This window comes from Micrococcus sp. 63XJN7_6_ISO-PGPR-S23-444 (genome assembly GCF_058072765.1).
In genome coordinates, this window is the sequence record NZ_CM176516.1 from 291,376 (window position 1) to 314,927 (window position 23,552).

General features: G+C 75.4%; 18 protein-coding genes and 2 tRNA genes. 7 read left to right on the top strand and 13 right to left on the bottom strand.

Translation table 11 applies throughout. The features are described from left to right. The first annotated feature begins 48 nt into the window (after positions 1-48). Positions 49-372, top strand: coding sequence for a hypothetical protein (locus AC3RJ9_RS01360; protein ID WP_036339857.1), 324 nt, complete (start codon positions 49-51; stop codon positions 370-372). 12 nt (positions 373-384) lie between these two features. Here the strand turns inward: AC3RJ9_RS01360 and AC3RJ9_RS01365 are convergent, their stop codons facing one another. The 8 genes from AC3RJ9_RS01365 to AC3RJ9_RS01400 form a co-directional block, all read right to left on the bottom strand. Beyond that, positions 385-2,580 (bottom strand): TspO-related membrane protein, encoded by a 2,196-nt coding sequence (locus AC3RJ9_RS01365; RefSeq protein ID WP_206495906.1) that lies wholly within the window; start codon positions 2,578-2,580, stop codon positions 385-387. A gap of 2 nt (positions 2,581-2,582) precedes the next feature. Beyond that, positions 2,583-3,188: a DedA family protein gene (locus AC3RJ9_RS01370; protein WP_036316081.1), complete on the bottom strand. Its 606-nt coding sequence runs from the start codon at positions 3,186-3,188 to the stop codon at positions 2,583-2,585. After that, positions 3,185-4,231, bottom strand: a complete 1,047-nt coding sequence (locus AC3RJ9_RS01375) for a pseudouridine synthase (RefSeq protein WP_095353565.1) — start codon at positions 4,229-4,231, stop codon at positions 3,185-3,187. The genes AC3RJ9_RS01370 and AC3RJ9_RS01375 overlap by 4 nt, the downstream gene beginning before the upstream one ends. A gap of 46 nt (positions 4,232-4,277) precedes the next feature. Then, entirely contained in the window at positions 4,278-5,528 is a 1,251-nt protein-coding gene (locus AC3RJ9_RS01380; protein WP_206495905.1) for a glucose-1-phosphate adenylyltransferase family protein, read from the bottom strand. A 76-nt stretch (positions 5,529-5,604) separates the two neighbouring features. Next, positions 5,605-6,546 carry a DNA-formamidopyrimidine glycosylase family protein gene (locus AC3RJ9_RS01385; RefSeq protein WP_237069367.1) on the bottom strand — a complete coding sequence of 314 codons (942 nt, stop codon included), beginning with the start codon at positions 6,544-6,546 and terminating at the stop codon, positions 5,605-5,607. 14 nt (positions 6,547-6,560) lie between these two features. After that, positions 6,561-7,073 carry a VOC family protein gene (locus AC3RJ9_RS01390; protein WP_230260187.1) on the bottom strand — a complete coding sequence of 171 codons (513 nt, stop codon included), beginning with the start codon at positions 7,071-7,073 and terminating at the stop codon, positions 6,561-6,563. A 137-nt stretch (positions 7,074-7,210) separates the two neighbouring features. Next, positions 7,211-12,265 (bottom strand): ATP-dependent helicase, encoded by a 5,055-nt coding sequence (locus tag AC3RJ9_RS01395; RefSeq protein ID WP_123244175.1) that lies wholly within the window; start codon positions 12,263-12,265, stop codon positions 7,211-7,213. Further along, complete coding sequence (locus AC3RJ9_RS01400; RefSeq protein ID WP_174232859.1) at positions 12,262-12,720, bottom strand: 23S rRNA (pseudouridine(1915)-N(3))-methyltransferase RlmH; 459 nt, start codon at positions 12,718-12,720, stop codon at positions 12,262-12,264. The genes AC3RJ9_RS01395 and AC3RJ9_RS01400 overlap by 4 nt, the downstream gene beginning before the upstream one ends. A gap of 105 nt (positions 12,721-12,825) precedes the next feature. Between AC3RJ9_RS01400 and AC3RJ9_RS01405 the strand changes: the two genes are divergently transcribed. After that, a complete protein-coding gene (locus tag AC3RJ9_RS01405; protein ID WP_123244174.1) occupies positions 12,826-13,914 on the top strand; it encodes an alpha/beta hydrolase in 1,089 nt (362 codons plus the stop codon). Positions 13,915-13,980: 66 nt separating this feature from the next. Here AC3RJ9_RS01405 and AC3RJ9_RS01410 read toward each other — a convergent pair. Further along, positions 13,981-14,071 (bottom strand) — tRNA-Ser (locus AC3RJ9_RS01410). A gap of 74 nt (positions 14,072-14,145) precedes the next feature. Then, positions 14,146-14,652: a nucleoside deaminase gene (locus AC3RJ9_RS01415; protein ID WP_123244173.1), complete on the bottom strand. Its 507-nt coding sequence runs from the start codon at positions 14,650-14,652 to the stop codon at positions 14,146-14,148. Between the two features lie 83 nt (positions 14,653-14,735). Between AC3RJ9_RS01415 and upp the strand changes: the two genes are divergently transcribed. The 3 genes from upp to AC3RJ9_RS01430 all read left to right on the top strand — a co-directional run bounded on the left by upp (position 14,736) and on the right by AC3RJ9_RS01430 (position 17,229). Next, positions 14,736-15,371 (top strand): uracil phosphoribosyltransferase, encoded by a 636-nt coding sequence (gene upp / locus AC3RJ9_RS01420; protein WP_119217943.1) that lies wholly within the window; start codon positions 14,736-14,738, stop codon positions 15,369-15,371. Between the two features lie 474 nt (positions 15,372-15,845). Then, entirely contained in the window at positions 15,846-16,634 is a 789-nt protein-coding gene (locus AC3RJ9_RS01425; RefSeq protein WP_036316068.1) for a winged helix-turn-helix domain-containing protein, read from the top strand. A gap of 70 nt (positions 16,635-16,704) precedes the next feature. Next, positions 16,705-17,229, top strand: coding sequence for a SixA phosphatase family protein (locus AC3RJ9_RS01430; RefSeq protein WP_002854135.1), 525 nt, complete (start codon positions 16,705-16,707; stop codon positions 17,227-17,229). A 79-nt stretch (positions 17,230-17,308) separates the two neighbouring features. On the opposite strand, the gene AC3RJ9_RS01435 is transcribed toward AC3RJ9_RS01430, so the two are convergent. Continuing rightward, a tRNA-Arg gene (locus AC3RJ9_RS01435) sits at positions 17,309-17,382 on the bottom strand. Positions 17,383-17,626: 244 nt separating this feature from the next. On the opposite strand from AC3RJ9_RS01435, the gene AC3RJ9_RS01440 reads away from it, so the two are divergent. Continuing rightward, entirely contained in the window at positions 17,627-19,471 is a 1,845-nt protein-coding gene (locus AC3RJ9_RS01440; protein WP_123244172.1) for a phosphoenolpyruvate carboxykinase (GTP), read from the top strand. A gap of 68 nt (positions 19,472-19,539) precedes the next feature. Here the strand turns inward: AC3RJ9_RS01440 and AC3RJ9_RS01445 are convergent, their stop codons facing one another. Together AC3RJ9_RS01445 and AC3RJ9_RS01450 are read right to left on the bottom strand one after the other, a co-directional pair. Then, entirely contained in the window at positions 19,540-20,730 is a 1,191-nt protein-coding gene (locus tag AC3RJ9_RS01445) for a globin domain-containing protein (RefSeq protein ID WP_041102857.1), read from the bottom strand. A 95-nt stretch (positions 20,731-20,825) separates the two neighbouring features. Then, positions 20,826-21,284, bottom strand: coding sequence for an RrF2 family transcriptional regulator (locus AC3RJ9_RS01450; protein ID WP_041102859.1), 459 nt, complete (start codon positions 21,282-21,284; stop codon positions 20,826-20,828). Positions 21,285-21,355: 71 nt separating this feature from the next. On the opposite strand from AC3RJ9_RS01450, the gene AC3RJ9_RS01455 reads away from it, so the two are divergent. Continuing rightward, positions 21,356-23,551, top strand: a complete 2,196-nt coding sequence (locus tag AC3RJ9_RS01455) for a RecQ family ATP-dependent DNA helicase (RefSeq protein WP_159832833.1) — start codon at positions 21,356-21,358, stop codon at positions 23,549-23,551. Position 23,552 lies beyond the last annotated feature (1 nt).

The window sequence follows — 23,552 nt, forward strand, 5'->3', positions numbered from 1 at the left end:
GACGAGAGAAGTCGTCACCGCTGCTGCGTCCACCCCTACCCTGGGCCCATGCCCTCCTACCGCGCCCGCCTGCAGATCGGCGACCTCCTGCCCGGCCACCGGCCCGAAGAGGTCATGGACCTGGCCGAGGCCGCCGTCCAGGCCACGCACGTGCTCGCGGCCAAGGACATCGAGGTCGTCGCGCGCGTCCCGCGGATCGTGCTGCGCTTCACGGTGCCCGGCTCGCACCGGGCCGGCGAGGACGCCGAGGCCGCCGAGGTGGCGCGGCGGATGGCGGAGGCGGTGTCCGGCGTCGCCGTGACGGGCCGGCTGGACGTGCTCCGGCGCGACGGCGGCCGGTGGGTCCCGGTGCCCGCTGGGCTCGGGCGCTGAACGGGGCCGGGCTCAGGCGCCGGCCGGGTGCGGCCGGCGGGCGGCGTCGCGCTCGATCTGGCGGGCCCAGGAGCGGCGCACGGCCGCGGCGGTGACCAGCAGCAGCGCCCCGAAGGCGGCCGCGAGACCCACCCACACGCTCTGCTGCGCCCCGAGCGGGCTGGGCAGCAGGCGGGGCAGGGCGAGGCAGAGCAGGGTCCAGGCCATGCCCAGGGCCACACCCATGCGGCCGCGCCCCCCGAACACGAGGCGCAGGGCCGCCAGCAGCAGGGCCACCAGCACCAGCAGGGCGAGCAGCTCGGTCGGGAACCAGCCGACGTGCACACCCCAGGCGTGGAGGGCGGCGCCCACCGCGGTGGGTGCGCCGGCGAGGAGGGTGCCCAGCAGCACGCCGAGCGCGCCGTCCTCGGCCACCCGTGCGACGCGGCGGGCCGCCGGGCGTGCGCCGAGCCGCCGGACCACACGGAGCATGAGGACGAGGGCGAGCAGCCACGGGACGACGTCGAGGCCCCCGGGGGCCAGGACGGCCAGGGGGAACCACAGCGCCAGCGCCAGCAGGGCCCCCGCGATCGCGCCCCGGATGCGGCGGTGCCGCGGCGACGCGCCCTGGCCCCGCCCCCACTGCCGCAGCACGTACATGCCGGTCAGCAGCCACAGCACCGGCCAGATCGCCGGGTGCAGCGGGGACAGCCCGAACACGCTCGCGTCGGGGCCGTGTCGGCCGTCGGCGGTGAGCGGGTAGGCGCCGGCGTCGAGCGCGGCGAGCCCCGGGACGCGGCCGGCCAGACCGAGGCCCCACGCGCCGGAGAGCACGAACAGCGCCCACACGACGGTCAGCAGCGCCTGGCCGCGTCGGTCCGCAGCGGTCGGTGAGCCGGCCGGCTCCTCGGGCGGAGCGGGGGTGTAGCCGGGGATCAGGGGCAGGGCGCCCGTGACCGGCCCCGCCGGGGAGTGGGCGATGGCCTCGGCCCGGACGGCCTGCGCCTTCGTGGAGAGCCGCTGCCGCCGCCGCCACTCGGGCAGGGCCACCCGGGCCCGGGCGAACAGCTCCTCATCGGTGAGCCCCTCCTCCGGGTCGGACAGCAGCGGCCGGTCGGCGGCGGCCGGGAAGACCTCGGGGCCCTCGAGTTCGCGCGCGGCCCGGGCCAGCGCGCGGGACTCCCGCTCCTCGTGCTCGCGACGGCGGCGGGCGGCGTCCTCCGCCGCACGGCGCTCGGCCTCCCGGGCGCGGTCCTCGAGGAGCCGGGCCTGGGCGAGGGCGCGTTCGGCGTGCAGCACGGTGTGGGCGCGGACGCGTGCGGCCTGGCGACGACGTCGCTCGGCCTCGAGGCGGGCGGCCTCCTCCGCCTCGCGACGGCGCCGCTCGGCCTCCTCGGCCCGACGGCGCCGCTCGGCCTCGACGCGTTCGGCCTCGAGGCGACGGCGTTCGGCCTCGGCCGCCTGCCGACGGCGCTCCGCCTCCGCCTCCGCCTCGAGCCGGAGCCGCTCCCGCTCGGCGAGCGCGGCCTCCTCGCGGGCCCGCCGCTCCGCCTGCACGCGGGCGCGCTCGGCGGCGACCTCCGCCTCCCGGCGGCGCCGTTCCTCCCGCTCCCGGCGGCGGGCGTCCGCCTCGGCGGCGGCACGGGCCTTCTCCTCGGCCGCCACCCGACGGCGCCGCTCGGCTTCACGCCGACGGCGCTGCTTCTCCTCCTCGCGGCGGCGGCGGGCCACCCGCGCGGCCTGGGCCCGGCGGGCCTCCTCGTCGAGGCGGGCCCGCCGGCGCTCCTCGGCCGCAGTGCGGCGGCGTGCGGCCTCCGCGGCCTTCTCCGGGTCCCGCCCCGGGGCGGGGAGGATGCGCTCGACCGTGCCGACGAGTGGGTCGGTGAAACGGGCGAGGTCCGGGCTGCCGAGGCGGTCCAGGATCTCGCTGAGGTCGCGGCGTGGGCGCTGCTGGGCGGGAGCGCCCGGAGTGCGCAGTCGGTCCATGGCGCGGTGCACATCCGCGCGGCGGTCCTCGCGCACGCGGCGCTCGGCGGCGGTCTCGGGTCGGCCCGAGCGCAGGGCGCGCTCGTGACGGCGCAGATCGCGGCGGGAGATCTCCCCGGGCGCGGCCAGGGCGCGGCGGGGGCGCTCGGCGGGGGCACGCGTCGCGTCGTCGTCGGGACGGGGCGCCGAGGCGTCCCGGAGGCGCTCGAGGGCGGCACGGGACTCGGAGGACGCGTCCTGCATGCTCACCCCTTCCGGCCCCGGCGACGGTGGGCCATGATCCCCGCGATCATCAACCCTGCAAGGGTACCGAACACCATGCCGACCACCGCGGACGCCCACCACGGCAGGCCGGTGGCCCGGCCGGTGAGCCAGCCGAGCCCCACCATGGACCCGGACCACGCGAGCGAGCCCGCCCCGGACAGCCACAGGAACACGGGCCAGCGGATCCCGCCGATCCCGGCCGCCGCCATCGACGCCGTCCGTCCGCCCGAGACGAACCGCAGCACGGACAGCCCCGCCAGGCTGCCCGCCGGGCCCACCCGCACCAGCAGAGTCCGGATCCCCCGGTGGATCCGCCGCCACCACGCCCAGCGGTCCAGGCGGTCGGCGAGGCCGTGGCGGAACAGCGCGTAGAGGCCGACGTCCCCGGCCCAGCAGCCCAGCCACGCCGCCAGCACCGCGGCCACGGGGGAGACCCGGCCCTCGGCCGCGAGCGCCCCCGAGCCGATGACCACCACCTCCGACGGGACGGGCGGGATCGGGGCGTCCAGGGCCACGAGGAGCGCGGTGAGCGGGTGGAACCACGCTCCGAGCGCGTCCATCAGGGCGGCCGGGTCCCCGCCCGTCACCGCGGTCGCTCCTGCAGCTCAGCGGGGGAGGTGAACTCCCGCTCCTCGCCCGTCACCGGGTCCGTGAAGCGCAGCGACCGGGAGAGCAGCTGCAGGGGACGCGTGACGTCGTCCGGGGCGAGGTCGAGCAGGTCCGGGTAGAACGGGTCGAACGCGATGCCCAGGCCCAGGGCGGCCAGGTGGATGCGCAGCTGGTGGGTGCGGCCCGTGCGCGGGGTGAGCCGCAGGTGCGCCACGCGCCGCCCCGCCAGCGTCCCGGCGGAGACGCCGACGCCCAGCAGCTCCACGCGGGACTCCGCGTTCGCCCCGGCGTGGGGCCGGTTCGACCGCCGGGTCCGCACCGGCGCGCCCGCGCGCCGCCCGGAGGCCGCCGCGGGGATCTCCTCCACCACGGAGCGCAGGACCCCCTTGTCCTTGCGGATCCGGCTGCGCACGGTCAGCGGGAATCGCCCCAGGACGGGGTCGGCCGGGGCGCCGGGGCCGCGGGCGCCGTCGTCGGGGGCGTCCGGCAGGAGCGCCACGGCCTCGTAGGTCTTGGCCACGGCACGCCGCTCGAAGAGCAGGTGGTAGGCGCCGCGGGTGGCCGGGTTCGCGGAGAACATCACGACGCCGGCCGTCGCCCGGTCGAGCCGGTGCAGGGGCACGAGGTCGTCGAGGCCGAGCTCGTTGCGCAGCCGCACCAGCGCGGTCTCCTGGACGAAGCGGCCGCCCGGGGTGGTGGGCAGGAAGTGCGGCTTGTGGATGACCACGAGGTGCTCGTCGCGGTGCAGGAGCGTGTGCGTCACGGGCAGCGGGGCCTCGTCGGGGACGTCCCGGTAGTACCAGAGGTCCTCGTGGACGCCCAGCGGCGTCGTCGGCGTCAGTGCGGTGCCGTCCGCCGCCACGACCTCGCCGCGGGCGAAGCGCGCGCGGATGCCGTCCGGGTCCACGTGACCGAACCGGTGGAGCACGTAGTCCTGCGCGGTGGGCCAGCCGGCGGCGGGCAGGCGCAGGCGCGTGGCGTTGACGCCGTTGCGCGGGGGGAGGGGAGAGGGGACGGCCACGGGCCCATCCTCCCAGCCCGGCGCGGCTGCGTCCGACCGGCGCCGCTCAGTCCGACCGGCCGGGCCGGCCGGAGCCGGTGGTCTCGTCCTCGGCCGGGCCGCGGTCCTGCGGGGTGAGCACCACGACCTCCTCGGCCGGCGCGGCGCGCCCCGTCACCTCGCGCGCCGGGACCGCCCCGCCGACGTCGACCACCACGGTGTCCAGCACCGCGCCCGCGGGGACCTCGCAGTCGCCGAGCAGGAGGCTGCCGCGCACCGTGGCGCCGGCCGCCACGACCACCCCGGGGCCGACCACGCTGTCCGATACCTCGCCCGCGATCCGGCACCCCGGGCTGAGCAGCGAGCCGGAGACGCGGGCGTCCGGGGCCACCCACGCCGGCGGCGCCTGGTGGGGGTTGGTGATCAGCGGCCAGCCCTCGGCGGCGAGGTCCAGGCCGGTGCCGTCGAGGATCTCCCGGTGGGCGCGGACGTACGCGTCCAGGGTGCCGATGTCCCGCCAGTACCCGACGAGGCGGTGCTCCCGCACGCGTCCCCGCGCCACGAACGCCGGGATGATGCTCTCCCCGTAGTCGCCGAGGGAGGAGCCCACGGGGTCGCCGTCCTCATTGGTCTCGCCCTCGTCCTTGGTGGCCGCCTCGTCCTCGCCCGCCACGAGGTCGCCGACCACCTCGGAGAGCGCGGCGACGTCGAACACGAACACCTCGGTGGCCACGAGTGTGCCCGCCGGGTCCTCCGGCTTGTAGGCGTAGTCGGTGACGGCGCCGTCGTCGTCCACCTGCACGACCCCGAAGCGCGAGGGGTCCTCGTCCGTCTCGGTGGTGATCACGGTGAGCTCGGCGCCGGAGCGGGTGTGCTCGGCCAGCACGGGGCGCAGGTCCAGCTGGTACAGGTGGTCGGCGGAGAGCACGACGACGGTCTCGGCGCCGAACTGCTCCAGCAGGGGCAGCTGCTGGGCGATCGCGTGGCCGTTGCCGCGGGCGAAGCCCTCCTCGGCGCGGCCCTGCGCGGGGGGCAGGAGCCGCAGGCCGTGGCGGGTGCCGTCGAGATCCCACGGCCGGCCGCCGGCCAGGTGCTGGTTGAGCGTGAAGGGGCGGTACTGCTCCACGACCCACACGTCCCGCAGGCGCGAGTGGGCCAGGTTGGACAGGACGACGTCGATCAGCCGGTACTGGCCCGCCAGCGGCACCATCGGCTTGGCGCGGGCCGCGGTGAGCGGCATGAGGCGGCCGCCGGTGCCGCCGGCCAGCACGAGCGCGACGACGGCGCCCTCCGGGTCCTTCGGGAACGGGTCGGCCATGGTTCCTCCTCGGGTCGGGGCGGGTTCAGCGTAGGGAGCGGGGAGGACACGCGGCCACCGTTCGGGCGCGTCCGGGTCAGCGCTGGCAGTGCGGACACCACCACAGCCGCCGCGCGTCGTCCTCGGGGGAGCCGTAGTCCTCCTGGCGGACGGGGCCGCGGCAGCGCAGGCACGGGGTGCGGTCGTGCCCGTAGACCCAGTACGACGGCGTCCCCCCGCCACGCGCGCCGGGCGTCCGGCCGGGTGCCGTGTCGGGTGACGGACCGGCCGGGACCAGCACCTCGACCCCGAAGGGTCGCGCCGGGTTCGGACGCACGCCCGTGGTCCGGCGCCGGGCGCCCGCGGCGGGGGCGGCGGGCGGGACGTTGGCGCGCAGGAGGTCCCGGGCGAGCAGCACGAGTCCGGCGACGTCCTCGACCTCGCCGATCGGCCGGTGCGGGTCGATGCCGGCCAGCAGGAGGGTCTCGCAGCGGTAGATGTTGCCGATCCCGGAGACGAGCCGCTGGTCGAGCAGGGCCAGGCCGACCGGCCGCTCGGGCCGGGCCGTGAGCCGCCGCATGCCCTCGGCGAGCAGCGCGGCGCCGTCGTCGGGCGTGTCCCAGGCCGGGTCCAGCAGGTCGGGGCCGAGGTGGCCGAGGACGGCGGCCTCGTCGGCGGTGGGCACGAGGGTGAGCAGGCCCAGCTGGGCGCCGAGCACACGGTGCTCCGCCGTCTCCAGCACCGCCCGCACCTGCCAGGCGGGGGCGCCCCACCGCGCGTCGACGGCCGAGACGAGCCAGCGCCCCTCCATCTTCAGGTGCGAGATCAGCGTGAGCGGCCGGGCCCCTGGACGGGCCGCGGGCGGGGTCAGCCGCATCAGCAGGTACTTGGCGCGCGGCAGGACCTCGGCCACCGTCCAGCCGGTCAGGTCCGCGGTGGCGTGGCGGGGCACGCGCAGGTCCGCGTGCGTCAGAACCCGGCCCTCGAGCACGGGGCGGAGCCGGTGCGCGACGCGGACGAGGGAGTCGCCTTCAGGCACGGGCCGTCACCGGCTCAGGCCGCGTTGAGCTGCCAGGTCACGCCGAAGCGGTCCCCGACCCACGCGAAGCGGCGGGAGAAGCCGTAGTCGTCGGGCGGCATGTAGTCACGGCCACCGCCGGCGAGGAGCGCGTCGTGGATCGCGTCCACCGCGGTGGCGTCCGGCAGCTCGACGAACAGGCTGATGGCCGGGGTGAACGTGAACCCGTGCGGGATGAAGGAGTCGAAGAACCGCAGCCGTTGGCCGGCGATCTCGAGCTCGCCGTGCAGGACCTTGCCCGCCCATTCGGCGCCGCGCGGGGAGGAGTCGTCGAAGAGGTCCCGGCGGACCTCGGTGACCGGCAGGTGCTCCACGAACGCGGTGAGGTAGGCGTCCATGGCCGCACCGGCGTCACCCTCGAACAGGAGGAACGGGGTGACGGAGGGGTCCGAGGGGTGCGGCAGGGAGTCCTCGAGGGCCTCGGGGGCGGGGGACGTGCCCGTGGGGGCGGTGCCCACGTCCTCGGGCGGGGCGGCGTCGATGCTCATGGGCCGAACCTACCCCCGGGCCCCGCCTCCGCGACAGGGCCACCCCGGGCAACGCGGGTTGAGTTGTCGCGGGTGTTCGACGGCGGGACCCGTGACAACTCAACCCGCGTTGCGGACGGGCGGACGGGCGTGGGTTCTCAGTTCCGGAACCGGATGCCCGACGGGCTCGAGTAGAACCCCGCGGCCAGCAGCGCCTCGGCCAGCGGCGTGCCGAGCACGGGCCCGCCGTTGACCTTCTCCAGGCTCAGCCGCTCGGTCCGGCCGGTCCGCAGCGCCCACACGAGCGCCTCCGCCGCGGCCCGCAGCTCGCCCGGCTCCTCCGTGAACGCGAGCAGCGTGCGCCCGCCACGCTCCATGTAGAGGGCCAGCCGCCCCGCGATCAGCACGACGACGGCGCCCGCCTTCCGGCCCGGGCGATGGCCCGTGGGCACGACGCCGTCCCGCCCGGCCGGCACGGACGGCCAGTCCAGCGCGGCGCCGTAGGGGTTCGCCGGATCCGTCGCGGCCAGGGCGAGGGCGAGCGGAGCGGCGTCGACGGCGGCGTCCTCCTCGTCCCGCTGGAACCCACGCAGCCGATCCACGACCGCGCCGGTGGAGAACTGCGCGCCGCCCAGCCCGTCGACGAAGTGGCCGCGGCGCACCTGGCCCGCGTCTTCCATCCGGGTGAGCAGCCGGTACTGCCCCGCGAATCCGCCGGGGACCTCCTCGGCCACCACGGAGCCGCGCGTGATCACGCCGTACCGGTCCAGCAGCAACTCGGCGGTGGCGTGGGCGCGGATCGTGGGGTCCTGCTCGGCGGCCGGCAGCAGGGACCAGCGGCCGGCCGAGCGGGCCTGCTCGGCGGCCGAGAGCCCGACGGTCCCCGCCGTGAGACCGGCCGAGCCCCGGGCGCCGCCCTCGGGCGAGGCGAGCCCCGCGTACCGGCCACGCCCGCGCACCCCGGCCAGTCGCCCGCCGAGCCCGCGCCCGGCCGCCGCCCCCGCGGCCCCGCCCGTCCGCGCGGTGCGGGCCCGCGGCGTCTGCCGGCCGGTGCGGTGCGCGGTCTTGCCGAGCGAGAGCAGGCCGCGGACGGGGGCGAACGTGTCGTTGCCGACCCGGCCGTCCCACACCAGGCCCCACAGCGCGGCCAGCACCGCGGGGCCGCGGGCCAGGTCGGCCGGGTCGCGGTGCGGGTCGGGCCCGCCCGCCCCGCCCGCAGTCCCCGTGCCGCCGTCGCCGGCCGCCGCCTGCGCCGCCCGCACCCGCTCCACGAGCTGGGGGAAGAACCAGGCCCCGCCGCCGGCGAACACCTCGAGCACGGCCGTGCGCAGGCCGGCGTCGGCCGGCGTCGCCTCGGCGGGCTCGGGCAGGCGCAGCGTGAGGTCCACGGCGTCGGCGGGGTGCAGGGCCACCCAGCCGTCGTTGCCGGCGGCCTCCCCGACGCCCGACCACACGTACTCGCCCGTGGCCAGCAGCTCGTCGAGCAGGGCGGGGGCGTAGTCCCGCACGCGGGCGGGCAGCACGAGGGACTCCCACGCGCTCGCGGGCAGGGGCGTGCCGGCCAGCTGGTCCAGGACGGTGGCCACCCCGTCCACGCCCTCGAGCGTGGCCGGCGGCCGCCAGGCCCCGTCGCGCCCCGTCCGCGGCCGCAGGTGCTGCCAGTCGGCGAGGAACCGGGCGTACGCGGCCTGGTCCACCGGCTCGACCTCGGCGCGCAGCGCGGCGAGGGAGCGCATGCGGATCCGCCGCAGCACCTCGGCGTCGCACCACTCGGCGTCCAGGCCGGTGGCTCCGGGGGTGCCCTCCGGCCGGAACGCGCCCGTGCTCACGCGGCGCTCGGTGGCCAGGCGCTGCAGCACCGAGAGCACGACGGCGCCCCCTAGCCCCAGCGCAGCCCCCGCCTCGGCGGCGGTGAAGGGGCCGTGGGTGCGGGCGTAGCGGCCCACGAGGTCCCCGAGCGGGTCGTCGACCGGGTCGAGGAATGCGGTGGGCACTCCGTGCGGGATCGGCGTGCCGAGCGCGTCCCGCAGGCGGGCGGCGTCCTCGACGGCGGCGAACCGCTCGACCCCGTCCTGGCGCAGGCGGAACGCGCGGCCGGCGCGCTCGAGCTCCGCCAGCATCCCGGCGACGGCGTCCTCGTCCGCGGCCTCCTCCGCCTCCCCCTCGGCCCGTGTGCGCCGCGCGGCCTCGGCGACGGACAGCGGTCCCAGCAGGCGCAGCAGGTCCGCCACGCCCTCGACCCCGCGGGCGCGCCGGTCGGGCGCGAGCCGCTGCAGCTGGGCCTCGACCTCCGCGATGACCTCGGCGTCGAGCAGCTCGCGCAGCTCCTCCGTGCCCAGCAGCTCGGACAGCAGTGCCGGGTCGAGGGAGAGCGCGGCGGCGCGGCGCTCGGCCAGCGGGGAGTCGCCCTCGTAGATGAACTGGGCGATGTAGCCGAACAGGATGGACTGGCTGAACGGCGAGGGCGCCGTCGTCGTGACCTCCACGAGCCGGACGGCCCGTGAGGAGACCCGCCCCGCGAGCTCCTTGAGCGCCGGGAGGTCGTAGACGTCCTGGAGCACCTCGCGCACGGTCTCCAGGATCACGGGGAACCGCGGGTGCTTCCGTGCCACGTCCAGCAGCTGCGCGGACCGCTGCCGCTGCTGCCACAGGGGGGTCCGTCGCCCGGGGTCACGGCGCGGCAGCAGCAGGGACCGGGCCGCGTTCTCCCGGAACCGGGCCGCGAACAGCGCGGACCCGCCGACTTCCGCCGTGACGATCTCGTCCAGCTCCTCGGCCGTGAACTCGAACAGTTCCGCGCCCGGCGGCTCCGCGTCCATCAGCGGGATGCGCAGCACGATCCCGTCGTCGGCCGCCATCGCCGCGCCCGAGCCGGTCTCCAGCCCGTACCGCTGCGCCAGCCGCGCCCCCACCGCGAGCGCCCACGGGGCGTGCACCGCCATGCCGTAGGGGGAGTGCAGCACCACGCGCCAGTCGCCGAGCTCGTCCGTGAACCGCTCCACCACGAGCGTCTGCTCGGTGGGCAGCACCCCGGTGGCCTCGCGCTGGTCCTTCAGGTAGGCCAGCAGGTTGTCCTGCGCCCACGTGTCCAGGCCCGCGGCGGCCAGGCGGGTGCGGCCTACCTCGGGGTCCGCGTCCAGCTCGCGGCGGAAGCGCCCGACGGCGTCGCCCAGCTCCGCCGGCCGGCCTGCGGCGTCGCCCCGCCAGAACGGGAGCTTGCCGGGCTGCCCGTAGGCGGGCAGCACCAGGACGCGGTCCGCGGTGATGTCCACGATCCGCCAGCTCGTGGCGCCCAGCAGGATGACGTCCCCCACGCGGGACTCGTAGACCATCTCCTCGTCGAGCTCGCCGACCCGGCGCCCGCCGGAGCGGGCCGAGCCCGCGGACGCGGTGCCCGCCGACTCGGCCGTGTCCCCGGCCGCCGCGCCGCCGGGGGTGCCGTCCGCGCCGCCGTCGGAGGCCAGGAACACCCCGAACAGGCCGCGGTCCGGGATGGTGCCGCCCGAGGTGACCGCGAGGCGCTGGGCACCGGGGCGGGCGGCGAGCGTGCCGTTCTCCCGGTCCCACAGGATGCGCGGGCGCAGCTCGGCGAACTCGTCCGAGGGGTAGCGGCCGGCCAGCAGGTCCAGCACGGACTCGTAGGCGGAGAACGGCAGCGTGGCGAACGGCGCGGACCGGCGCACGAGGTCGAACCACTCCTGTGCGTCCAGGTCCGCGACGGCGACGGCGGCCACGGTCTGCTGGGCGAGGATGTCCAGCGGGTTGGCGGGGATGCGCAGCGACTCGATGCGCCCGGCCGTCATGCGCTCGGCCACGACGGCGGTGTCCACGAGGTCGCCCCGGTGCTTGGGGAAGAACACACCGCGGGAGACCTCGCCCACCTGGTGGCCGGCGCGGCCCACGCGCTGCAGACCGGAGGCCACCGAGGGCGGGGACTCCACCTGGATCACCTGGTCCACCGCGCCCATGTCGATGCCCAGCTCGAGCGAGCTCGTGGCCACGACGCAGCGGATCTGGCCGGTCTTCAGCGCCTCCTCGACGATGGCGCGCTGCTCCTTGGACACGGAGCCGTGGTGGGCGCGGGCGAAGTCGGAGACGGTGCCCGATCCGGTGCCGGTCTGCCCGGCCACCTGGGCGGGGCCGTGGAAGCCGGTCGGGTCCGGCGTGCGGAAGCCGGGGACGGCGTCCGGGTGCTCGGCCGCGGCGGCCGCCTCGGCGCGGGCCTCCCAGATCTCGTTGAGCCGGCCGGTGAGGCGCTCGGCCAGGCGCCGGGAGTTGGCGAACACGAGCGTGGAACGCCGCTCGGCCACCAGGTCCACGATCCGCTCCTCGACGTGCGGCCAGATGGACCCGCCCGTCACCGCGCCCTCGTCGCCGAGCCCGCCCGTCGAGGAGCCGGGGCCCAGGTCGTGGGCGGCGGCGGGGGAGGAGAGGTCCGTCAGGTCCGGCACCGGCACCGTGACCGTGAGGTCCCAGCGCTTGGCCGAGGCGGGCCGCACCACCGTCACCGGCTGCGTGCCGCCGAGGAACCGGGCCACCTCGGCGGCCGGCTCGACCGTGGCGGACAGGCCGATCCGCTGCACCGGCGTGTCCAGCAGGGTGTCCAGGCGCTCGAGGGAGACGGCCAGGTGGGCGCCGCGCTTGGTCCCGGCCACGGCGTGCACCTCGTCCACGATCACCGTGCGGACCCCGGCCAGCGCCGCGCGGGCCTGTGAGGTGAGCATGAGGTACAGCGACTCGGGCGTGGTGATGAGGATGTCCGGCGGATCCTGCTGCAGGCGCCGTCGCTCGGCCGCCGGGGTGTCTCCGGAGCGCACACCCACCCGGACGCGCGGCACGGGCCGGCCCTGGTGCGCGGCGGTCTGCGTGATGCCCACCAGCGGGGCCCGCAGGTTCCGCTCCACGTCCACGCCGAGCGCCTTCAGCGGCGAGACGTAGAGGACGCGGGTGGCCGCCGTCCCCTCGGCGGCGGGCTCGCGCACGAACGAGTCGAGCGCCCAGAGGAAGGAGGAGAGGGTCTTGCCCGAGCCGGTCGGCGCGATCACCAGCGCGTGCCGCCCCGAGGAGATCGCGTCCCACGCGCCGAGCTGGGCCGGCGTCGGGGCCTCGAACGCGCCCGTGAACCAGGCGCGCGTGGGCTCGGTGAACCGGCCCAGGACGACGTCGGCCGCGGGCGTGGGCGCGCCCGCTGCGGTCTCCGCGGGCCCGCTCATGCGTGGTGGTACGGTCGGCCGGCGGAGATCTCCTGGGCTCGGTAGACCTGCTCCGCCAGGATCAGCCGCACGAGCTGGTGCGGGAAGACGAGCGGGGACAGGGACCAGACGCGGTCCGCGCGGGCGTGGACCCGGGCGTCCACCCCGTACGCGCCTCCGATCACCATCGTCACCGGGGCGCCGACGTCGAACCGGCTCTGCAGGTGCCGCGCCAGACCCGGCGAGTCGAACGCCGTCCCCCGCTCGTCCAGCAGGATCAGGTGCTCGTCCGCGCCGACCGCGCCCAGGATCCGGTCCGACTCCTCCGTGCGCGCCGCCTCCTCCTGCCGCGCGGAGTGCGGCAGCAGACGCCACGAGAGGTCGTAGGGCTTCTTGAGGCGCCGCTCGTAGCGGTCGATCCCGTCGACGACCCACGCCTCATGCTTCTTGCCGATGGCCAGCACCCGAACAGACATGGCCCCATGATCGCACCGGCCGCGGACACGGTACGGGGGTCGGCCCCCGCCGCTCGGTTACGCTCGCCGGGGCGGGGTGCCTGGCTCCGCACCGGAAGGGGGGCCATGACGTCGACCGCACGGTCCCCGCGGGTGTCCCGCCGCGCCGCGCTCGGCCTCGGGGTCGGCGCCCTCGCGGTGGGCGGGGTGGCCGTCGTCACCGACCTGGCCGGCGCGCCCGCCGGGCCGCTGGGCGCCAACGCGACGGCCCTGTACGGCATGCGCAGCTCCACCGGGCACACGTACGCGGCCCTGCCCGGGCGCGCCGGACGCATCGACGTGTACCGGCCGCCGGGCCAGGGCCCGTTCCCGGTCCTCGTGTGGAACGCGGGCTCCGGCTGGCGCAGCGATCGCGGCTACAGCGACGGTGTCGACGTCGCCCGCGGCCTGGTCCCGCACGGCTACGCCGTCGCCGCGTTCTCGGTGCGCAGCTCCAAGCAGGGCACGTTCCCCGCCCAGGTGGAGGACGCGACGGCGGCGGTCCGCTGGGTGCGGCGCAACGCCCCGGGCCTGCAGCTGGACGCGGGGCGGGTGGCCGTGGCCGGCTCGTCGTCGGGCGGTTGGAACGCCCTCATGGCCGGCCTCACGGGCGGACAGGACCTGGACCGCGAGCAGGTGCCGCTGCCCGGCCGGGAGGTGCCCGACGGCGGCCACGCGATCCCGGAGGAGGACCGCGTCCACGCGATCGTGGACTTCTTCGGCCCCACGGACTTCCTGACGATGAACCGCCAGATGCTCCCGGGCGCGTGCGCGGACTACAACCGCGCGAACCGGCTGAAGCACTGCCACCTCGACGACCGCAGCACCAAGTCGGACATGCTGGGGGTGCCGGTCCTGGCCTCGGGCGGCCTGACCCGGCTGGCCTCCCCGATCGCGCACCTGCGCCCGGACTCGCCGCCCCTGCTGGTCGTCCACGGGCGCAAGGACGTCACGGTGCCGTGGGGGCAGAGCCTCGAGCTGTACCGGGCCGCCGAGGCCGCCGGACTGCGCACCGCGTTCTACTCGGTGGCCGAGGGTGGCCACGACCTGGGCATGATGACCGCGAAGACCCGCAGCGCGGAGGTGCTCCGCAACGGTGCGCCGGCCAGCGCCGTGCACGCCACCATCTCGTGGTCGGCGGTGGCCTCGTTCCTGGACGCCGTCCTGCCGCGCTGAGCCGGCGGCCGGACCCGCCCCGGCATGGCGAAAGCCCGGGAGCACGAGGCCCCCGGGCTGCACATCTGGCGGTGACGGTGGGATTTGAACCCACGGTACGGGGTTACCGTACACAGCATTTCGAGTGCTGCACCTTCGGCCGCTCGGACACGTCACCAGACCAGGACACCCTACCCGAGCCGCGGCGGCGCGCCCAAACCGGCCGCCCGCCGTCGTCGGGCGCGGGCGCGTTCAGCCGCGCTGTGCCGCGAAGAACCCCCGCAGCAGCGCCGCGCTCTCCTCGGCGCGGACGCCGGCGCGGACCTGCACCTGGTGGTTGAAGCGGGGGTCGCGGACCACGTCCAGCACCGAGCCGCACGCGCCCGCCTTCGGGTCCCATGCCCCGAACACGACGCGCGGGATGCGGGCCAGCAGCAGCGCACCGGCGCACATGGGGCAGGGCTCCAGGGTCACCACGAGGGTGCAGTCCGTCAGGCGCCAGCCGTCGCCCGCCCCGGCGGCGGCCCGCAGCTCCGCCCCGCGGCGCAGCGCGAGGACCTCGGCGTGGGCGGTGGGGTCGTGGTGCTGCTCGCGCTCGTTCCCGACGACGGCCAGGACGGCCCCGTCGCCGGCCACGAGGGCGGCTCCGATCGGCACGTCGCCGGCCGCTCCGGCCACGCGGGCGGCCCGGAGTGCCAGGCCCATCCACGCGTGCTCCTGCTCGGCCGTGGGCGCGGGGGAGGGGACGGGGGCGGACACGCGGCCAGCCTAGCGGCGGTGTCGGCGCCCCCGCGGGCGCGGGGACGGGCGCAGGGGCGCGCGTGGGCGGTACCGTGGGCGCCATGCGCGTCCACATCGTCGACCACCCGCTCGTGGCCCACAAGCTCAGCGTCCTGCGGGACAAGAAGACCCCGTCCATGATCTTCCGGCAGCTCACGGAGGAGCTCGTGATGCTGCTCGCCTACGAGGCGACGCGCGACGTGGCCATGGAGGAGGTGCGGATCGAGACCCCGGTGACCGAGACCACCGGCTTCCGGCTGGCCCGCCCGCGTCCGCTGGTCGTGCCGATCCTGCGCGCGGGGCTCGGGATGCTGGAGGGGATGACCAAGATGGCGCCGTCCGCCGAGGTCGGGTTCCTCGGCATGGCCCGCAATGAGGAGACGCTGGACATCGTCACCTACGCGGAGCGGCTGCCCGCCGACCTGTCCGGGCGTCACGTGTTCGTCCTGGACCCCATGCTGGCCACGGGAGGCACGCTGATCGAGGCCATCCGCTTCCTCTACCAGCGCGGCGCGGCGCGGGTCACGTGCCTCTGCCTGCTCGGAGCGCCCGAGGGCATCGGGCGGCTGGAGGCCTCGCTGGGCGACGTCGAGGTGGACCTGTACCTGGCCGCCGTCGACGAGCGCCTGGACGAGCGGTCCTACATCGTCCCCGGCCTCGGCGATGCCGGCGACCGGCTCTACGGTCTGGCGGAATGACCTGAACGGACCTCCGCGTCCGCCACGAGACGACCACGGCCCCCGCCCCCACCCGGCGGGGACCGTGGTCGTCTCACGGGAGCGTCTCCGGCGGGGACGTCAAGCGGAGCCGCGAATGTGTCGTCCATTTAGTGGACGTCATGGCCCGCTGTGACCCGTCATCATGGCGTCATATGGAATGCCTGGAAGTCGCCTGCATAAATATTCCGCATACTCGTTCGTCCTGCGGCGCGCCCTGCCCTGTTGAACAATGAAAGAGTCACGCGGGCGAGCCGACCGGTCGCGCGACGCTATTCCGATCCGCGAATAGTGATGTTGAGCACATTCAGGACTCTTTTTCTCAAATAGTGAGACAAAAGTGCGAACGTTACTTGCCAGCCCCCTCGGCGAAGTCACATTCTTGTCATGTGACGCCTCGTCCGCCGCGCCGACCGAGCGGTGGAGGAGCCATGAGCCGAAAGAGGAGTGGTGGCCATGGGTCAGTCCGCCGGATACGTGCACATCTCCGTCCGCAACGCGCAGCGCCGGGCCGACGGCATGTCCCGCCGAGGCCAGGCCCGCGCAGGCCTGCGCCTGGCCGGTGGCACCGACGCCCCCGACTCCCAGACGGCCCCGACGCCGGTCCTCGCGCCGAACGGCATCCCGGGTCCCCAGGCGGTGGCCCGGGAGAACGAGGCCCGCGGGTTCGTCATCTACGTGGGCATGGACGAGCTGGCCGCCTCGGCCGCCGGCACCTCCCTCACGCGGCTGGCCAACGAGCTGCGCCACTACGTGGAGTCCCTCGTCCCCGGGGCGGAGTCGCACGCCGCCGTCGCCCTGGCCCCCGCCGGCGCGGAGGGCCGCGACATCGAGGTCGTGCGCCAGGTGCTCGGCGACCCGACCGTGCAGGGCGGCACCCGTCCCGACCTGGCGCAGGCGCCGGCCCCCGTGTCCACGCGCCAGCCCGGTGTGCTGATCGACCTGTCCCGGCGCGAGGTGCAGCTGGACGGCGAGTCCCTGAACCTCACCTTCAAGGAGTTCGAGCTCCTGAACTACCTCGTGGAGAACGGGGAGCGCACCGTCGGCCGCGAGGAGCTGCTCGACGCCCTGTGGCGCAACGCCGACGAGGTGCCCAACGAGCGCACCATCGACGTGCACATCCGCCGACTGCGCGCCAAGCTCGGCCGCCTCGCGAACACCGTGCGCACCGTGCGCGGCCAGGGCTACCGCTTCTACCGCCACCCCGAGGTGGTCGTGTGGGCGGCGCCGGAGTACAGCATCTGACCCGCGCCCGCCCGTGTCCGACGACGGCCCCCGCTCACCCGAGCGGGGGCCGTCGCCGTAGCCTGGCCGCATGAGCACCGCCGACGCGAAGACCCTGATCGTCCTCCGGCACGCCAAGGCCGGCTGGCCCGACGCGGCCGACGACCATGCCCGCCCGCTCGCCGAGCGAGGCCACGCCCAGGCGCCCGCCGCCGGCGACTGGCTCCGCGAGCACGACCTCGTCCCGGACGCCGTCGTGTGCTCCGATGCGCTGCGCACCCGTCAGACGTGCGTGTGGGTGTGCGAGCGCCTGGGCGAGCTGGCACCCACGCCCTACCTGGACCCGCGGCTCTACGGCGCCGACGCGGCGCGGGCCCTGGCCGTCGTCAACGAGACGGAGGAGACCACGCGACGGCTGCTGGTGGTGGGCCACATGCCGTGGGTGCAGGAGCTGGGCATGCGGCTGATGAGCCTGGACTCGGACCAGGACGCGGCGCTGCGCATGAGCGAGCACTACCCGACGCTCGGGATGCAGGTGTTCCGGGTGGAGAAGCCGTGGGCCGAGCTCGACGGCCGCGACGCCGCCCTGACGCACTTCGTGGTTCCGGGGCGCTGACCTCCGCGGCGGCGCGCGTGGCAGAGGCACGCCGACACGACGAAGGCCCCGCTCCAGCAGGAGCGGGGCCTTCTGATCGTGCGCCCAAAGGGATTCGAACCCCTGACCTTCTGTTCCGTAGACAGACGCTCTATCCAGCTGAGCTATGGGCGCATCATCCGATCCGCCGGAGCGGCTCGAACTCGTAGAACATTACAGGACCTCTCCGGCGGAGTGCAAATCGACGGTCTGCGGCGGCCTGTGTCGGGGGTGTGGCGGGGGCGCGGCCATGATAGCCGGGCTCGGGTACCATGGCAGGACCGTGCGGCCACAACGATGTGGTGCGCGCTTCGGCGGTGCACGCATCGGAGTGGACGGGACGGAACGGCCCCGGACCCCAATGGGAGGACTCTCCACCATGGCTGACAACGCCACCACCTCGTTCGCGGATCGCGCCCTGGCGGACGCGCCCACGGACTACGCCCAGCTGCGCGAGTGGGTCGCTCAGATCGCAGAGCTGACGCAGCCGGACTCCGTCCAGTGGGTCGACGGCTCCGAGGAGGAGCGCGACCGCCTCGCGGACGAGCTCGTGGCGGCGGGCACCCTGACCCGCCTGGCCGAGGACAAGTTCCCCCACTCCTTCGCCGCGTTCTCCGATCCCGCCGACGTCGCCCGCGTGGAGGACCGCACCTTCATCTGCTCCGAGAAGGAAGAGGACGCCGGCTTCACCAACAACTGGATGGACCCGGCGAAGATGCACGGCATCCTCGACGACGCGTTCACCGGCGCCATGCGTGGCCGCACCATGTACGTGATCCCGTTCGTGATGGGCCACCTCGACGCCGAGGACCCGAAGTACGGCGTGGAGATCACCGACTCCGCCTACGTGGTCCTGTCGATGCGCATCATGGCCCGCATCGGCCAGGACGTGCTGGACAAGATGTCCCGCGAGCAGGCCTTCTACGTGCCGGCCGTGCACTCCGTGGGCGCCCCGCTGGAGCCGGGCGATCAGGACGTGCCGTGGCCGTGCAACGAGACCAAGTGGATCGTGCACTTCCCCGAGGAGCGCTCCATCTGGTCCTTCGGCTCCGGCTACGGCGGCAACGCCCTGCTCGGCAAGAAGTGCTACGCGCTGCGCATCGCCTCCGTGATGGCCCGGGACGAGGCCTGGCTCGCCGAGCACATGCTGATCCTCAAGCTGACCAACCCCGAGGGCCGGTCCTACCACATCACCGGCGCCTTCCCGTCGGCCTGCGGCAAGACCAACCTCGCCCTCATCGACCCCACGATCGAGGGCTGGAAGGCCGAGACCCTGGGCGACGACATCACCTGGATCCGCGCCGGCAAGGACGGCGAGTTCCGCGTGATCAACCCGGAGACCGGCTACTTCGGCGTCGCCCCCGGCACCGGCTGGTCCACCAACCCGAACGCCATGCGCGCGATCTCCAAGGGCAACTCCATCTTCACCAACGTCGCCCTCACCGACGACGGCGGCGTGTGGTGGGAGGGCATGACGGACGAGGTCCCCGAGCACCTCACCGACTGGCGCGGCAACGACTGGACGCCCGAGTCCGGCACCCCGGCCGCTCACCCGAACTCCCGGTTCTGCACGCCCATCGAGCAGACGGACATGCTGGCCGACGAGTACCGCGACCCGCGGGGCGTGAAGCTGGACGCCATCCTGTTCGGCGGCCGCCGCAAGACCACCGTGCCGCTGGTCACCGAGGCCTTCGACTGGGAGGACGGCATCCTCAAGGGCGCCACCCTCTCCTCGGAGACCACCGCGGCCGCCGCCGGCGCCGTGGGCGTCGTGCGCCGCGACCCGATGGCCATGCTGCCGTTCCTCGGCTACGACGCCGGCGACTACCTGGCCCATTGGGTCAGGGAGTCCGGCAAGGCCGACCCGGAGAAGCTGCCGCGCATCTACCTGGTCAACTGGTTCCGCCGCAACCGCGACGGCGGCTTCGCCTGGCCCGGCTTCGGCGAGAACTCCCGCGTCCTGAAGTGGGTCGTGGAGCGCCTCGAGGGCAAGGCCGAGGCCGAGGAGACCCCGATCGGCCTCGTGCCGGCCGCGGGCTCGCTCGACCTGTCCGGCCTCGAGGTGTCGGCCGAGGACCTCGAGGACGCCCTCAAGGTCGACGCCGCGGAATGGGCCGAGGAGAACGAGCTCATCGAGGAGTGGCTCGGCCGGTTCGGCGAGTCCCTGCCGCAGGCCATCCGCGACCGCTTCGAGGCGCAGAAGCAGCGCTTCGCGCAGGCCTGAGCCCCGCCGCACGCGGAACGGCCCGCACCCCGTGAGGGGTGCGGGCCGTTCCGCGTTCCGGGGCCGGATCAGGCGGCGAGCCAGAGGTCCGGGCCGAAGATCTCGTAGCGGATGGACGTCGCGGGCACGCCGGCGTCGATCAGCTTCGAGCGGGTGGACTGCATGAACGCGAGCGGGCCGCACAGGATGTAGTGCCCGTCGCGGGGCAGTTCGACGTCGTCGAAGTGCATCACACCCTCGACGGTCGTGACGCCCTCGGGGTCCTGCTCCGGCCGCACCCCGAGGAAGAGGCGGGCGTCGCCGTGCGGCAACGCCGCCAGGGACTCCGTCACCTGTTCGCGCAGGGCCACCGCCTCCCAGGACGCGTCGCCGTGGAAGAAGAGGACCTGGCGGTCCGAGCCCTGCTGGGCGAGCGCGTCCAAGATCGCGGCGGCCGGGGTGATGCCGATGCCGGCGGTCGCCAGGACCAGGGGAGCGGTGGAGTCCTCGTCCTCGAGGGTGATGTCGCCGTAGGGGTTGGACAGCTCGATGACGTCGCCGACCTCCACGTTCTGGATGAGCATGGGCGAGACCTCGCCGCCCTCGTCCAGCTTCACGGTGATGACACGTTCGGTGGTGGACTCGGCCTTCTCGGAGAGGGAGTACTGGCGGCACTGGCGCAGGCCGTCCTCTACCTTCAGGCGCACGGACACGTAGCCGCCGGCCCTGCCGCGGGACTGCGGGGTGTCGTCGGCCGGCTCGAAGCGGAAGGTGACGGCCGCGTTGCCGGTGGGCTCCTTCGCGACGACCCTCCAGTCCGTCCACATCCTGTCGTTGGCCTGCTGGGAGTAGAGGCCCTTCTCGATCTTGATGAGGGCGTCGGCCATGAGCCAGTAGACCTCGGTCCAGGCGTCGGCCACCGCGGGGGTGACGGCGTCGCCGAGCACCTCGCCGATGGCCCAGAAGAGGTTCTCGTAGACGATCGGGTACTGCTCCTCGACGATGCCGAGGGCGGTGTGCTTGTGGGCGATGCGGGACAGGACGGCCTCGGGCAGGGTGCCCGGGTTCTCGAGCAGGTGCACCGCGAACTTCACGATCGAGCCGGCGAGGGCCTGGGCCTGCTCGCCGTTGCGCTGGTTGGCGCGGGAGAAGACGCCGTCGAGGAGCTCGGGGTGGGCCTCGAACATGTGGGCGTAGAACAGGGGCGTGATCTCCGGCATGTGCTCGGCGACGACGGCGGCGGTGGCCTCGATGACGGGGTGGGACTTCTCGGACAGCACGGGGGTCTCCGTCTCTTCGGTGGCGAATCTTGCGCTGGTTTTGCCAGATTACACCCGGCCGTCGCCGTCGGGAACTCGCCCCCCGGCCCGTTCCCTCAGTGCGTCACGGGGATCTCCGGCAGGCCCAGCAGCACGGGTCCGCCGACAGGCCCGGCGCTCACCAGATCCCGGATCCGCACGGTGTCGAGTTCGGCGAGGAAGGCCTCGCGTGCGCGGTGCAGGGCGCCGCGCAGGCGGCAGTCGCCGGCGTAGGGGCACGCCACCCCGGAGTCGCGCCCGGCGCAGTCGATCACCTCGTCGCGGCTGCTCAGCGAGCGCACGAGCTCGCCCACACGCTGGTCCAGACCGGCCGCGGCGATCATGGCCCCGCCGTGCCGACCGCGCAGCACCTCGATGGTCCCGCGGCGACGCAGCTCGGCGACCGCCTTGATCACGTGGTTGTAGGGCACCTGGATCCGGTCCGCGATCTGCTGGCTGGTGAGCCGTTCCCCCTCGGCGGCCGCGAGCGTCATCAGCACACGCAGGCAGACGTCGGTGTAGGCGCTCAGCTTCATCCCGCCATCATCCCACCGGTGCACGGCGCCGCCGCGCCTGCGGTGTCCGGGCCGGTTGGCATACTGACGCCATGGACGCCACCTCGCACCCCGACGCCGGCCCCCGCCTCCCCGAGACCTCCGTGCCGGGGGGCGACGCCGCGCTGCACGAGGAGGCCCTGGCCGTCCTGCGTCGGCTCGTGGACCGGCCGGACGCGCGATTCAAGGACGGGCAGTTCGAGGCGATCGAGGCGCTCGTGGCCCACCGCCGCCGCGCCCTGGTGGTGCAGCGCACCGGCTGGGGCAAGTCCGCCGTGTACTTCGTGGCCTCCCTCCTGCTGCGCGCCCGCGGCGCGGGGCCCACGCTGATCGTCTCCCCGCTGCTCGCGCTCATGCGGGACCAGGTCGCGGCCGCCGCCCGGGCGGGCGTGCGCGCGGTGTCCGTGAGCTCGGCGAACGCCACGGAGTGGGACGAGGTCCGGGCCCGGCTCGCGGCGGACGAGGTGGACGTGCTGCTGATCTCGCCCGAGCGCCTCACGAACCCCCGGTTCCGGGACGAGCAGCTGCCGGACCTCGTGGCGCGCATGGGCCTGCTCGTGGTGGACGAGGCCCACTGCATCTCCGACTGGGGCCACGACTTCCGGCCGGACTACCGCCGCATCCGGGACCTGATCGGGCTGCTTCCCGCCGAGGGGCCGCGCGCGGTGCCCGTGCTGGCCACCACCGCCACGGCCAACGCCCGTGTGGTGGCGGACGTGGTGGAGCAGCTCGGCGTCGCCTCCGAGCAGGACGTGTTCGTGCTCCGCGGCCCCCTGGCCCGCGCCTCGCTGCGCCTGGGCGTGCTGCGCATGCCCAGCCCGGCCGCGCGCCTGGCCTGGCTCCTCGACCACCTCGCGGACCTGCCGGGCTCCGGGATCGTCTACGCCCTCACGGTCTCCGCCGCCGAGGACACGGCGCGCGCCCTGCGCGAGGCGGGGCACGAGGTGGTCGCCTACACGGGCCGCACGGACCCGGAGCGGCGCGCCGAGATCGAGGAGGACCTCAAGGCCAACCGGGTGAAGGCCGTCGTGGCCACCTCGGCGCTCGGCATGGGCTTCGACAAGCCGGACCTGACGTTCGTGGTGCACTTCGGCGCGCCGGGCTCGCCCGTGGCGTACTACCAGCAGGTCGGCCGTGCCGGCCGCGGGACGGACCACGCGGACGTGCTCCTGCTGCCCGGGCCCGAGGACCGTCGCATCTGGGAGTACTTCGCCACCGCCTCCATGCCGGACGAGGAGCAGGCGCGCGCCGTGCTGGGGGCGCTCGCGGACCACGGCGGGGCCCTCTCCGTGGCGGCGCTCGAGCCGGCCGTGCGGATCAAGCGCACCACCCTGGAGCTGCTGCTCAAGGTCCTCGCCGTGGACGGGGCGGTCGAGCGGGTGGGCGGCGGCTGGCGCGCCACCGGGCGGGAGTGGACGTACGACGCCGAGCGGTACGCCCGCGTGGCCGAGGCGCGCCGGGCCGAGGAGCGGCTCATGCTCGACTACCAGACCACGGACCGGTGCCGCATGGAGTTCCTGGCCCGCACCCTGGACGACCCCACCGCCGCGCCGTGCGGCCGCTGTGACGTCTGCGCCGGCCCCTGGTACCCGACGGGATCGGACGGGGCGGCGGGGGAGCGCGCGGAGGCCGCCCTGCGCCGCACCGGCGTGCCGATCGAGCCCCGTCGCATGTGGCCCTCGGGCATGGACCGGCTGGGCGTGCCCGTGAAGGGGCGCATCGCGCCCGAGTCACAGGCCGAGGAGGGTCGCGCGCTCGCCCGCCTGACGGACCTCGGGTGGGGCACCGTCCTGCGGGACCTGCTGGACCGGGAGGACGCCCCGGTGCCGGAGGAGGTCCTGCGGGGCGCCGTCGACGTCCTGGCCGGCTGGGGGTGGCGGACGCGGCCGATCGCCGTCGTCGCGATGCCCTCGCGCACCCGCCCGCAGCTGGTGGGGTCGTTCGCCGAGGGGATCGCCCGGATCGGCCGGCTGCCGTTCCTCGGCTCGCTCGAGCACGCGCGCGGCGGCCCCACGGCCGGGCCGGGCGGCAACAGCGCCTACCGGCTCGGGTCCGTGTACGGCCGGTTCGCCGTCCCCGAGGCGATGGCGCAGATGCTGCGCACCGCCCCGGACGCCGGCCGCCACGGCCCCGTGCTGCTGGTCGACGACCTCGTCGACTCGCGGTGGTCGCTCGCCGAGGCTGCGCGGGTGCTGCGCGAGGCCGGCGCCCAGGGGGTGCTGCCGCTCGTCCTGGCCCAGGCCGGATGAG